Source organism: Cohnella herbarum (assembly GCF_012849095.1).
Lineage (GTDB): Bacteria > Bacillota > Bacilli > Paenibacillales > Paenibacillaceae > Cohnella > Cohnella herbarum.
The window spans coordinates 2,074,882-2,086,657 of sequence record NZ_CP051680.1 but is presented as its reverse complement, the minus strand read 5'-3'; the positions used below and the strand labels follow the sequence as shown (position 1 = coordinate 2,086,657).

Here is an 11,776-nt window from a genome sequence, read left to right as displayed (position 1 = left end):
GAGGATTTCATCCATGGCAGAGGAATTAAAAGTCATTGTTTTTACGCTCGCGCATGAAGAGTACGGAATCGAAGTAGACAAAGTAAGAACGATCGAGCGTATGGTTCCGATTACTCGCGTTCCTAAAACTCCGACCTTCGTCAAAGGCGTCATCAACTTGAGAGGGATCGTGATCCCGATAATCGACCTGCGCGGCCGGTTCGGGCTTGCCGAGACGGAATATACGGAAAATTCCCGGATTATTATCGTTTCCGCGAACGACCTTGAAGTCGGCTTTATCGTTGATTCCGCTAACGACGTCATGGACGTGATGAGCGACAAGATCGAGAATCCACCGGAAGTCGTAGGCGGAATTAAAGCGAAATACATTAGCGGCGTTGCTAAGATCGGCGAAAGCCGGCTATTGATATTGCTTAACTTGACAGAGGTGCTTAGCCGTAACGAAATCATCCAATTAGAACAGTTCGGAGAGTAGGCTGTGAACTTGTTTAGGAATAACGCTGATTTCAAGTTGGACGTACTCAGGGAAGTTGGCAACATCGGTGCTGGCAACGCGGCAACCGCTTTGTCGACTTTGTTGAACAAGCCCGTGGATATGGCGGTGCCAACGGTTAATTTACTGCCATTCGAAGCGATTGCGGAGCGCGTCGGCGGATCCGAAGCCGTCGTTGTTGCCATCTTCCTGCGAGTGGAAGGCGATGCGCCGGGAAATATGTTTTTTATCATCAACCGAGAGCCTGCCCGTCGAATTCTTCAAGGGTTGTTAGGGTTTAATGCCGCCGAGAACGATGATTATAGCGAATTGGAGTTATCGGCTCTAAATGAAATCGGCAACATTCTAGCCGGCTCCTATCTGTCCTCGTTGGCCGATTTCACCGGACTGCGGATGTCCCCTACGGTTCCTTCGCTGGCAGTCGACATGGCGGGGGCGATCTTAAGCTACGGTTTGCTTCAATTCGGCACGATGGGCGACGATGCTTTGCTTATCGATACGACATTTCTCGAAGGTCACCAAGAAGCGGAAGGTCATTTCTTCCTTATTCCCGACCCGGAATCGTTCGAGAAACTCTTTCGTGCGTTAGGAGTGCCATTCTAAATGACGGAAGGCACCCTTATCAAAGTCGGGATGGCGGATTTGAATATCGCGGAAGGCGGAGCGGTGCTCAAAACGACAGGCTTAGGTTCATGCGTGGGCCTTACCTTGTACGACCCTCATTTGAGGCTTGGCGGGATGGCGCATATTATGCTCCCTTCTTCGGAGATCGCCCGCGAGGGTCAATTGAATATCGCTAAATATGCGGATACAGCCGTGCCGGAGTTGCTGACTCGAATGAAGAGCAAAGGGGCCGTCACGGCGAGATTAATCGCCAAGATGGCGGGCGGAGCGCAAATGTTCGCTTTCATGGGAGGTACGGATACGATGCGAATCGGCCCAAGAAACGTGGAAGCGACGAAGCAAGCGTTAGAGCTGTTCTCGATCCCGCTCGTCTCAGAGGATACCGGAGGCAATTACGGTCGAACGGTGGAGCTCGACAGCCACTCCGGAGTATTCAGCATTCGAAGCGTGCAGTTCGGAGTAAAGGAGATCTAAGATGACTGGTTCATGGCGCTATTATGTCGGATTCGGCGCATTCGGCGCAGTGTTGACAATCTTGTTTTCCCTGTCTAATAACCCTCTAGGTACGACGTTCCTACGAAGTCTATACGCTTTTCTAGTATTTACTGCTCTAGCGTTTGCGGTAGGTTTCGTACTTAGACAGTTGTTGAATCCGGGTAAGAAGATAGAGAGTATGAATGCTACGGAGTCGGATCGAGGCGCGGTACTTGATATCGTGACTCCGGATGAAGGCGATTCTTTGTCGGAGATGATGAAGGAGCAGTGGGCGGACGGCAAGGGGGAGCCGATCAAAGGCTTCCAACCGTTGCAGCCCACCAGGCTGGTGTCTCTCGACAAACCTAATCCGGAGGAAGTTGTTCAGGCGATTCGTCGTCTGACGGACGAATAAGGACGGTGAGGCTACAATGGTCGATCAAACACGTTCCCGGTTATCCCATCAGGATTTGTGGCAGCGATGGAAAGAAGACGAGGACCCGGATGCGAGAAAATTTCTGATCGAGCAATATTTGCCGCTCGTGGATTACGTATCCAGTCGAATGGCGGTTGGCTTACCCAAAAACGTAACGAAAGACGACTTGGCAAGCAATGGGGCCATGGGCTTAATTGACGCGATCGAAAAGTTCGATTATCAACGGGGACTGCAGTTCGAAACTTATGCATCTTGGAGAATTCGCGGGGCAATCATCGACGGGCTTAGGCAAGGCGATTGGGTTCCTCGTTCGGTTCGTGACAAAGCGAAAAAAATGGAGGACGCTTATGCGGTGCTGGAACAGAGAAATTTGCGTTCTGCTTCAGATGACGAAATTTGCGCCTATTTGAATATTAGCGATAAGGAATTTCAACAAATGCTTCAAGAAGTCGCGGTTGCGGCGGTTTTTTCCCTTGAGGATCCGATTCGGGAGGAAGAATCCGAAACAAGGCTTTCCCTATTGGTAGACGATAAAGCCGTTAGTCCGGAATCGATGGTTCATGAAACCTATCTTAAAGACTCCTTGAAATACGGGATCGAGAAATTAACGGAAAAAGAACGAACGGTAGTTTCGTTATTCTATTACGAGGATCTTTCTTTAAGCGAGATCGCGGAAGTGATGTGCCTGTCGCCATCGAGGATATCGCAACTGCATTCCAAGGCGATTCTAAGGCTTCGAGGAGCGTTAGCTAAACAAAAGGAACAATTGCTTCAAAACGGGTAAAAAGGAGGCGCTAATAATGTCTGACAATGGAATTGCGCCATTGGCGGAATGTCTGCAGGTCACGATTTCTGAAGATAAAATGCAAGCGTACTTGGTTTTCAAACGTGTTGAAGGCGATCTTAAGTTTACTTCTCGTGAATTAGAGCAATTTTTGATGTCCCAAGGAATTAAGTATGGTTTCCAATCCGATACTCTCTTCTTAATCGCGCAAAGGCCGCAGGACTTTTACTTTACGCAAAATATTGTCGCCGTAGGAACGCCTCCTAAACCGGGCGTGGACGGTTTTGTGAAAGTTCTCTACGGAGAAACGGATGACGAAGAGCGCCGTCCGACGGAGAGAGAGGATGGCAGCGTAGACTATAAGCAGGTTACGCAGCTAGCCAACGTAAAGACGGGACAGCTCATCGCCGAGAGGGTACCGGCCCAGCCAGGCGTGCCGGGCAAGTCCGTGACCGGCGATGAAGTTCTTCCCAAGGAAGGCAAAGACGCTCATTTCAAAATCGGCAAAAACGTTGTCGTGAATCCCGAGAAAGTCGGAATGTACGCGGCGATTGACGGCCTTGTTACGAAAACCGACCGAGATAAAATTAACGTGTTCCCCGTATTCGAAGTCAACGGGGACGTGGATTATAATATCGGGAATATCGATTTTGTCGGAACAGTAGTCGTTAGAGGCAATATACTGACCGGCTTCCGGGTTAAAGCTTCGGGCGATATTCGGGTCACCGGAGGGATAGAAGGAGCCGAGGTGGAGTCCGAAGGATCTATCGAGATCAGCGGCGGCATCATCGGAAGTAACAAAGGTTATGTGAAAGCGGGACGTAATATCCGATGCTCCTTCGTTCAAGAAGGCAATGTGATCGCCGGCGAAGAGATTACGGTCACGCAAAGCATCATGCATTCCAACGTTCGTGCGGGCCGTTCCGTTCGATGCGTCGGAGCTAAGGGACTAATCGTCGGCGGCACCATACAGGCTGGTGATCGCGTTACCGCGAGAATGATCGGCAATTCGATGTCTACGGCGACCGTAATCGAGGTTGGCGTTCGTCCCGAGCTTCGTCAAGAGCTGAACGAATTGAGAGCGACGATGAGACAGCTTTCCGATAACGCGGACAAATCCGAGAAAGCACTTACAATGCTGGACCAGATGGCAGCCATCGGCAATCTCTCGCCGGATAAACTAGCTCTTCGAATCAAGTTGTCGACTACGAAACGCCAAACGTTGGATGATCTGCAAGCCGCTAAGGAACGGGTTCTGGAAATCGAGAAGACGCTTGAGGACGCGACAACGGCGCGAGTGGATGCGGTGCACACCATGTGGGGAGGAACTAAAATCGTAATCGGTCGTTATACCCGGTTCGTTAAAGATGGCTCCCAACGAGTTTCGTTCCGCTTTTCCGAAGGCGATATCGTGATGGTTCCCTTTTTCTAAATCATGATACGAGAGGTGACCGGCTATGAGTTACAAATCGATCGATTTGCAAGCTTCTCTCCCTCGCACTTTAGAGATGTCATCTTTGCAACATCAGCAGCAGCAACGGTCCGCGACGGAGCAAAGTTTGCTGGCGCAACAGGCGATGAAAACGAACGAGCAGCAAGCGAAACGAAGCACGAAGATGGAATCGACATCGAACGGCACAATTTCCGAGCGCCAGCCTCGTAACCGAAACAAACGGCAATCGTCATCTTCCAATCCTCAGTCCGAAGAGCAAACTTCGGATGAAATCAAGGCGTCGGAGCACCCATATAAAGGAAAACATATTGACTTCATGGGTTGATGGTTAAGGCGTAGAAGGGGGAAATAGGGTGAGTCCTTGGTTAAGTATTGTGCTGCTAGGCGTAGCGATAACAGGGTATGCATGGATGATGCCCAAAACGACAAACCGACCGAAGGATTCGGAATTCGTCAGCGAAGCTGCCTATAGCCAGCTGCTGGAGGATCTAGAAACCGAGAATCGGGAGTTAGTCGATGCGGTGGCGAAATTCAAACGCGAACAGGATGAAACCGTAGATCGATTAGGTCGCAGGATCGTCGATATGGAGCATCAGTTAAAGAAGTGGTCGGAGCAATCTCCCCCCGCATTGGCGACAATGAATTCCAATCCTCCGTTGACGGTTACCTCGTCTTTCCCCGCGAACGAGATTTATGCACCCACTATCGCTTCAGAATCGTTGATTCAGGATTCCCGTTTCGCGGCAGTCGTTTCCGAACAAGCAGCCGATTTAGCGGGAGTAGAAACAAGCATAGAGCCCCCGTCAACGACCATTCGCGGTAGATATCCCGAATTGCTGGAAATGCATGATAGAGGCAGATCGGTAGATCAAATCGCCAAAGCAATGGGAATGAACAAAGGCGAGGTGCAATTGATTCTGCAACTCGTTCGTCGGGAGGACCAGCAACATGCGTAAACATCGGAATTGGTTTATGGGGTTGGGGATCGGAATCATTATCGGGGCGACGATGCTTCAATTAATATTGTTCGCTAAAGATCAAGCCGTGATGGTTGCTCAGGAGTCGACTACGCAAGAGCCGATTACGCAGGAGCAATTGAAAGAGGAAGCCAAAAAGGCGGGATACCTGCTTCTGACGGAACAACAGTTAGACGAGCGAGTGAGCGAAGCCGTCACCGCGTTCCAAGAGGGGACCGTGCCGGAAGAGGATCAGGGAGCAGGGGCAAGCGGGACGGAATCCGCGCTAACCCCCCCGGTAAAGACGGGCAAAGAGCAGCCGTCCGCCACTCCTTCCGAGGAATCCGCGCAGCCCGATGAGCAGGACCCGGCGGAATCGAAAGTCATATTGCGCGTTAGTTACGGGATGTCCCTTACGGAAGTAGCGAGCGAACTAGAGGAGCTTGGCGTTATCGATAATGCGGAGGATTTTATCGTTCAGGCCAAACCGATAGCGAAAAAAATGAAGGTAGGTACAAACGAATTTATTGGTAAGCCTACCTACAAGGAAATCATGAACGAGCTTGTGCGGAAAAAATAGAAAATCCCTGTAATCCGTCGCACAAAAAACGAAAAGAGTTGCGGTTCTGCCATTGCGCGACGGTTGTCGATATGGTATATTATTTTTCGGTGTAAAAAACACACGCCTTTCAATTTCGTCAACGGTGCTTATCTTGTGTAAAACAAGAGAGTTTTGGCGGAACAAGCGAAAAGCGGCGGAGATTCACCAAAAACCACTAGGAGGTGCAGGAAGATGGCAGTCATTTCCATGAAACAACTGCTTGAAGCAGGGGTACATTTCGGTCACCAAACACGTCGTTGGAACCCGAAAATGGATAAGTACATCTTTACTGAACGTAACGGCATTTACATTATCGATTTGCAGAAAACGGTTAAAAAAGTTGACGAAGCTTACAATTTCGTGCGTCAACTCGGAGAAAACGGCGGCACTATGCTGTTCGTCGGAACGAAGAAGCAAGCTCAAGATTCCGTTAAAGAAGAAGCTGAGCGCAGCGGTCAATACTACATCAACCAACGTTGGTTGGGCGGTACGCTGACAAACTTCTCCACGATCCAAAAACGTACGGACCGTTTGCACCTGTTGGACAAATGGGAACAAGACGGTACTTTCGAAGTACTGCCTAAAAAAGAAGTTATCATTCTTCGCAAAGAAAAAGAGCGCCTCGAGAAGTTCCTCGGCGGCATCAAAAATATGCGTAAACTGCCTGACGCTTTGTTCATCATCGATCCTCGCAAAGAGCGTATCGCTGTTGCGGAAGCACGCAAACTGGGTATTCCGATCGTAGGTATCGTAGATACCAACTGCGATCCGGACGAGATCGACTACGTGATCCCGGGTAACGATGATGCGATCCGCGCTGTTAAACTTTTGACGGCTAAGATGGCTGACGCGATCGTAGAAGCTCGCCAAGGCGAAGAAACAACGGCTTAATCGCCCTTGCATTCATACGAATCGTCAAACTAAGGGTGGTCAGAAGAGAACCTTCTCACCGCCCTTTTTTTCAAAAAAACTAACGCACCTTACTCAGGCTTCGGCCGAGCGAGGGCCTAAACTTAGGAGGAATCCACGTGGCAGTAAATGCAGCAGACGTTAAAACTCTCCGTGAAAGAACCGGAGCAGGCATGTTGGATTGTAAAAAAGCATTGGATGAAGCAAACGGAGATCTGACAAGAGCTGCCGAGCTTCTTCGCGAAAAAGGTCTTTCCGCAGCGGCTAAAAAAGGCGATCGCGTTGCAACAGAAGGTATCGTCGAATCCTACATCCATGCTGGCGGACGTATCGGCGTACTCGTAGAAGTAAACTGCGAAACGGACTTCGTTGGTAAAACGGATCAGTTCCGCGCATTCGTTAAAGACATCGCCATGCAAATCGCGGCAGCTAATCCTAAGTTCTTGAGCCGTGAAGAAGTTTCCCAAGACGAGCTTGACAAAGAGAAAGAAATTCTCCGCAACCAAGCGCTTAACGAAGGCAAACCGGAAAAAATCGTCGACAAAATGGTCGAAGGCCGCATGAACAAATACTATGAGGAAAACTGTCTCATGGAGCAAGTGTTCGTGAAGGATCAAGACAAAACGATCACGACGTTGCTGAACGAAAAAATCGCCGCGATCGGCGAAAAAATCTCCATCCGCAGATTCGTTCGTTACGAGCTGGGCGAAGGCTTGGAGAAAAAAGTGGATAACTTCGTAGAAGAAGTTATGGCTCAAGTTAAACAATAAGCGAAAAGCAACACCCTTTCGGGAACACGGCGTGTTCCCTCTTTTTTAACTATCAGTCATTTTGCTTGACCATCTGACAGGTTGGAGGTACAAAACGTTGGAACGTCCCGTTTATAAACGTGTGGTATTAAAGGTGAGCGGCGAGTCGTTATCCGGTCCTAACGGTTACGGCATCGACGCAACGACCATCTTGTCGATTGCGGAGCAGATCAAGGAAGTTATCGCACTTGGAGTAGAGGTTGCAATCGTATGCGGCGGAGGCAATATCTGGCGGGGAATCGCCGGCAGCCAGAAGGGCATCGATCGCGCGACCGCGGATTACATGGGCATGCTGGCAACCGTAATGAACTCGCTCGCGTTGCAGGATGCTTTAGAGCAAATGGATGTACCTACCCGGGTTCAAACATCGATCGCGATGCAACAAATTGCGGAGCCGTATATCCGTCGACGCGCGATACGCCATTTAGAGAAAGGCCGCGTCGTTATTTTCGCAGCCGGAACGGGCAATCCGTTCTTCTCGACGGACACGACCGCGGCGTTAAGAGCGGCCGAGATCGAAGCTGAAGTGATCTTAATGGCGAAGAACAAAGTAGACGGCGTCTATAGCGCGGATCCGTTCAAGGACGCAACGGCAGAGAAATACGAACAACTGACGTATATGGATGTGCTCAACAAAAACTTAGGCGTTATGGATTCAACCGCTTCCTCGCTTTGTATGGACAATAATATACCGCTTCTCGTATTTGCGATTACCGAGGAAGGGAATATTAAACGTGCCGTCATGGGCGAGAAAATCGGTACCATAGTGAAGGGGAGTATCGACTAATGCCGCAGGGAATCAAGAAAGACGCGGAAGAACGTATGGAGAAAGCATTGGGCGCGTTGAAGCGCGACCTCTTAACTTTAAGAGCGGGCCGGGCTTCGGCCGCTATGTTGGACCGGGTGCAAGCCGATTATTACGGTACGCCAACGCCCGTTAATCAAATGGGCTCCATCAATACGCCCGATTCCCGTACGCTCATTATTACTCCTTGGGACAAAACGGCATTGTCGGCAATCGAGAAAGCGATTCAGAAGTCCGATCTTGGGTTGACGCCTGCGAATGACGGATCGATTATCCGATTGAATATACCGCCGCTAACGGAAGAGAGACGCGCGGATTTGGCCAAATCGACGAAGAAATTCGGCGAAGAAGCTAAAGTGGCGATTCGCAACATTCGCCGCGACGCGAACGACGAGATCAAGAAAAAAGAAAAAGGCGAAATTTCGGAAGACGAATCCCGCCGACACCAAGATGACGTGCAGAAGATGACGGACCGTTTCGTAGCGGAAGTGGACAAAATCTTGGTCGCTAAAGAGAAAGAGATCATGGAAGTTTGATTCGAACTCGCAAGGCCCCTCCGAAAGGTGGGGTTTATTCTCTTTTGGTAAGCTAGCAGGGTAGTGTTGCCTGCTATTAGGGGGAAGAACCATGGGTTTGTTCAGCAAATGGCTTGGCAAGCTGCGCATCGGCGTTTTCACGGAAAAAGATATCCAGCAGCATCAAGTGAAGACGGAAGAATTCCCGACTGGAGACAATATTCCGGAGCACATCGCTATTATTATGGATGGCAACGGCCGCTGGGCTAAAGCGAGGGGACTTCCCCGCATTGCCGGGCATCATAACGGAATGAAGGCCGTAAAGAGAATAACGAAGGCAGCGGACCGCATTGGCGTTAAAGTGCTAACGTTATACGCTTTCTCGACGGAAAATTGGAAACGCCCTAAAGCGGAAGTGGAGTTCCTGATGAAATTACCGCAGGAATTTTTGTCGTTGGAATTGGGCGAGCTGATGGAAAATAACGTTCAGGTTAAAATGATGGGCAATCGGGATCTTCTTCCCGATCATACGATAGCGGCAGTGGAAGAAGCCGTTCGACAGACGCAGCACAATACCGGACTTATATTGAATTTTGCATTGAATTACGGCAGCCGGCTAGAGATGTTGGATGCAGCTAAGCAATTGGCGCGCCAAGCCGTGGCCGGTCAAATAGATCTAGACGCGATAGAGGAACCTGATTTCGAGAAATACCTTTTATCGAACGGACTTCCGGACCCGGATTTGCTCATCCGAACGAGCGGAGAGCTGCGGTTAAGCAATTTCATGTTGTGGCAGTTAGCTTACAGCGAATTTTGGTTTACCGACGTCTATTGGCCGGAATTCAGCGAACAACATCTATATGACGCCGTCCGCGAGTATCAAAGACGCGCGCGCCGATACGGGGGGCTTTGACACCATGGGTCAGCGGATTGTTACGGGCGTGGTTGCCGGAACCGCGTTCATCGGCCTTCTAATCGCGGGAGGCTGGTTCTACGCCGGTTTGCTCCTACTCCTGGCGCTTATCGGTTATTGGGAGTACGTTAGGTTAAACGGACAAAATTGGTTGCGACCGGATGTGTTAATCGGATTCGTGGCGGTATTCCTGATCGCCATTCCAAGTTTGCCGGCGGATTGGGAATTGCCTTCCGATATGACTATCGTTTGGGTTCTTATGTTCATCCTTCTTTGCGGAACCGTAATCAGCAAAAACCGTATACAACTAGAGCATGTTAGCGTGCTCTTCCTCGGGGCCGTATATGTGGGCACGGGTTTCCACTACATGGCGCTGACCAGGGAGCTTGAACATGGAATCTTCTGGTCCGCCCTAACGTTCGCTTGCATTTGGGCATCGGATGCGGGGGCTTATTTTGTCGGTAAAGCCATCGGCAGAACGAAGCTCTGGCCGGCGATTAGTCCGAATAAAACGATTGAAGGGGCACTCGGTGGATTAGTCATGGCCGTGGCGGTAGGCGTTATTTTCGCCGCATTCCAGCCGGAATGGCTAGCTTACGGACAAGCTGCTTTGATCGGATTAACGGCGGCGGTGGCCGGACAGATGGGCGATCTCGTTCAGTCCGCTTACAAACGATTCCGCGGCGTCAAGGATTCCGGACAATTATTGCCGGGTCACGGGGGCGTATTGGATCGGACGGATAGCTGGCTGATCGTATTTCCATTAGTTCATATGCTTGGCCTTCTAACGATGTAATCGATTCGTTCCCCATACATAACTCGAGAGTAATAACCGTAAGGTTGATAGCGGAGGTTTCTCATGAAAAAAATAGTCGTCCTCGGCAGTACGGGCTCTATTGGTACCCAGACCCTTGACGTTATTGCTCGACAGCCCGAAGATTTCGAGGTTGTGGGCTTAGCGGCGGGTCTTAATGTAAATCTTCTGCTGGAGCAAGTCCGCCAATTTAAGCCGAAGTGGGTTTCCGCGGCGAACGAGGCTTTGGCCGATCGTATTCGGTCGGAAGTCCCTTCCGACGTTAAGGTCGTTCACGGAGATGCAGGTTTGAACGAAATCGCGAGTCAATCCGGGGCCGATTATGTGGTGTGCGCGTTGGTCGGCAGCTTGGGATTGACCTCGACCCTCGCCGCGATCGAAGCCGGGGCCGATATCGGACTTGCCAACAAAGAAACGTTAGTGACGGCAGGACACTTGGTCATGCGGAGGGCAAAGGAAAAGGGAGTATCGATCTTGCCAGTCGATAGCGAGCATTCCGCGATCTTCCAATGCATGAACGGGGAAAATCGCCAAGCGATCAAAAGGATCATGTTGACCGCTTCCGGCGGAAGCTTCCGCGATCTCGGGCGCGAACAACTGAAGAACGTTACGGTCGCGGATGCGCTCAAACATCCCAATTGGAGCATGGGCGCGAAGGTGACGATCGATTCTGCGACTATGGCTAACAAAGGCTTGGAAGTCATCGAAGCCCATTGGCTATTCGATCTGCCCTACGACCAAATCGACGTCGTCCTTCATCCGGAGAGTATCATCCACTCGATGGTGGAGTTCGCCGATACGAGCGTGATGGCGCAGCTTGGGAATCCGGACATGAGAGTGCCGATCCAATACGCGCTAACTTACCCGGAACGCAAAGTTTCGCCGGCTTCTCCGTTGGATTTGCTTGCGATGGGCGCCTTGCATTTTCGTAAAATGGACTTCGACCGATATCCATGCTTGAGATTAGCGTATGAGGCCGGGCGAGAAGGGGGCACCTCGACTACCGTATTCAACGCGGCTAACGAAATTGCCGTCTCGCGTTTTCTTAAAAGCGAAATATCGTTTCTCGCCATCGAAGAGATCATTGAACGGGTATTGTCCAAACATAATTTCGTTGCTGCTCCAAGCCTTGAGGCCATATTGGAGACGGATTCTTGGGCGCGTATCGAGGCTTCGGCGATAGAATAATG

16 protein-coding genes are annotated in these 11,776 nt (G+C 50.5%); all 16 read left to right on the top strand.

Annotated elements, in window-relative coordinates; genetic code table 11:
• Positions 1–13 precede the first annotated feature (13 nt).
• Complete coding sequence (locus HH215_RS09330) at positions 14–475, top strand: chemotaxis protein CheW (protein WP_169279653.1); 462 nt, start codon at positions 14–16, stop codon at positions 473–475.
• Positions 476–478: 3 nt separating this feature from the next.
• Positions 479–1,096 carry a chemotaxis protein CheC gene (locus HH215_RS09325; RefSeq protein WP_169279652.1) on the top strand — a complete coding sequence of 206 codons (618 nt, stop codon included), beginning with the start codon at positions 479–481 and terminating at the stop codon, positions 1,094–1,096.
• Positions 1,097–1,591: a chemotaxis protein CheD gene (locus HH215_RS09320; RefSeq protein ID WP_169279651.1), complete on the top strand. Its 495-nt coding sequence runs from the start codon at positions 1,097–1,099 to the stop codon at positions 1,589–1,591.
• A gap of 1 nt (position 1,592) precedes the next feature.
• The gene (locus HH215_RS09315) at positions 1,593–2,006 is read left to right on the top strand and encodes a hypothetical protein (protein ID WP_169279650.1); all 414 of its coding nucleotides are present in this window, start codon (positions 1,593–1,595) and stop codon (positions 2,004–2,006) included.
• A 16-nt stretch (positions 2,007–2,022) separates the two neighbouring features.
• Positions 2,023–2,811, top strand: coding sequence for a FliA/WhiG family RNA polymerase sigma factor (locus HH215_RS09310; RefSeq protein WP_169279649.1), 789 nt, complete (start codon positions 2,023–2,025; stop codon positions 2,809–2,811).
• 16 nt (positions 2,812–2,827) lie between these two features.
• Positions 2,828–4,243: a flagellar assembly protein A gene (locus HH215_RS09305; RefSeq protein WP_169279648.1), complete on the top strand. Its 1,416-nt coding sequence runs from the start codon at positions 2,828–2,830 to the stop codon at positions 4,241–4,243.
• Between the two features lie 25 nt (positions 4,244–4,268).
• Positions 4,269–4,589, top strand: a complete 321-nt coding sequence (locus HH215_RS09300; protein ID WP_169279647.1) for a hypothetical protein — start codon at positions 4,269–4,271, stop codon at positions 4,587–4,589.
• 28 nt (positions 4,590–4,617) lie between these two features.
• The gene (locus tag HH215_RS09295) at positions 4,618–5,220 is read left to right on the top strand and encodes a hypothetical protein (protein ID WP_169279646.1); all 603 of its coding nucleotides are present in this window, start codon (positions 4,618–4,620) and stop codon (positions 5,218–5,220) included.
• Entirely contained in the window at positions 5,213–5,800 is a 588-nt protein-coding gene (locus HH215_RS09290; protein WP_169279645.1) for an MltG/YceG/YrrL family protein, read from the top strand. Before HH215_RS09295 ends, HH215_RS09290 begins: the two co-directional genes overlap by 8 nt.
• Before the next feature lie 213 nt (positions 5,801–6,013).
• Positions 6,014–6,712: a 30S ribosomal protein S2 gene (gene rpsB, locus HH215_RS09285; protein WP_169279644.1), complete on the top strand. Its 699-nt coding sequence runs from the start codon at positions 6,014–6,016 to the stop codon at positions 6,710–6,712.
• Between the two features lie 137 nt (positions 6,713–6,849).
• Entirely contained in the window at positions 6,850–7,500 is a 651-nt protein-coding gene (gene tsf / locus HH215_RS09280; RefSeq protein WP_169279643.1) for a translation elongation factor Ts, read from the top strand.
• A 97-nt stretch (positions 7,501–7,597) separates the two neighbouring features.
• A complete protein-coding gene (gene pyrH, locus HH215_RS09275; protein ID WP_169279642.1) occupies positions 7,598–8,326 on the top strand; it encodes a UMP kinase in 729 nt (242 codons plus the stop codon).
• Positions 8,326–8,880: a ribosome recycling factor gene (gene frr / locus HH215_RS09270; RefSeq protein WP_169279641.1), complete on the top strand. Its 555-nt coding sequence runs from the start codon at positions 8,326–8,328 to the stop codon at positions 8,878–8,880. Before pyrH ends, frr begins: the two co-directional genes overlap by 1 nt.
• Positions 8,881–8,971: 91 nt before the next feature.
• Positions 8,972–9,772, top strand: a complete 801-nt coding sequence (gene uppS / locus HH215_RS09265; RefSeq protein WP_169279640.1) for an undecaprenyl pyrophosphate synthase — start codon at positions 8,972–8,974, stop codon at positions 9,770–9,772.
• Positions 9,773–9,776: 4 nt separating this feature from the next.
• Positions 9,777–10,568, top strand: coding sequence for a phosphatidate cytidylyltransferase (locus HH215_RS09260; protein WP_169279639.1), 792 nt, complete (start codon positions 9,777–9,779; stop codon positions 10,566–10,568).
• A 63-nt stretch (positions 10,569–10,631) separates the two neighbouring features.
• The gene (locus HH215_RS09255; RefSeq protein WP_169279638.1) at positions 10,632–11,774 is read left to right on the top strand and encodes a 1-deoxy-D-xylulose-5-phosphate reductoisomerase; all 1,143 of its coding nucleotides are present in this window, start codon (positions 10,632–10,634) and stop codon (positions 11,772–11,774) included.
• Positions 11,775–11,776 lie beyond the last annotated feature (2 nt).

Coding starts and splice junctions, on each gene's coding strand:
- frr (WP_169279641.1), top strand. CDS start 8,326: ATGCCGCAGGGAATCAAGAAAGACGCGGAAGAACGTATGGAGAAAGCA.
- HH215_RS09255 (WP_169279638.1), top strand. CDS start 10,632: ATGAAAAAAATAGTCGTCCTCGGCAGTACGGGCTCTATTGGTACCCAG.
- HH215_RS09330 (WP_169279653.1), top strand. CDS start 14: ATGGCAGAGGAATTAAAAGTCATTGTTTTTACGCTCGCGCATGAAGAG.
- HH215_RS09305 (WP_169279648.1), top strand. CDS start 2,828: ATGTCTGACAATGGAATTGCGCCATTGGCGGAATGTCTGCAGGTCACG.
- HH215_RS09260 (WP_169279639.1), top strand. CDS start 9,777: ATGGGTCAGCGGATTGTTACGGGCGTGGTTGCCGGAACCGCGTTCATC.
- HH215_RS09290 (WP_169279645.1), top strand. CDS start 5,213: ATGCGTAAACATCGGAATTGGTTTATGGGGTTGGGGATCGGAATCATT.
- HH215_RS09320 (WP_169279651.1), top strand. CDS start 1,097: ATGACGGAAGGCACCCTTATCAAAGTCGGGATGGCGGATTTGAATATC.
- HH215_RS09300 (WP_169279647.1), top strand. CDS start 4,269: ATGAGTTACAAATCGATCGATTTGCAAGCTTCTCTCCCTCGCACTTTA.
- HH215_RS09310 (WP_169279649.1), top strand. CDS start 2,023: ATGGTCGATCAAACACGTTCCCGGTTATCCCATCAGGATTTGTGGCAG.
- HH215_RS09315 (WP_169279650.1), top strand. CDS start 1,593: ATGACTGGTTCATGGCGCTATTATGTCGGATTCGGCGCATTCGGCGCA.
- rpsB (WP_169279644.1), top strand. CDS start 6,014: ATGGCAGTCATTTCCATGAAACAACTGCTTGAAGCAGGGGTACATTTC.
- uppS (WP_169279640.1), top strand. CDS start 8,972: ATGGGTTTGTTCAGCAAATGGCTTGGCAAGCTGCGCATCGGCGTTTTC.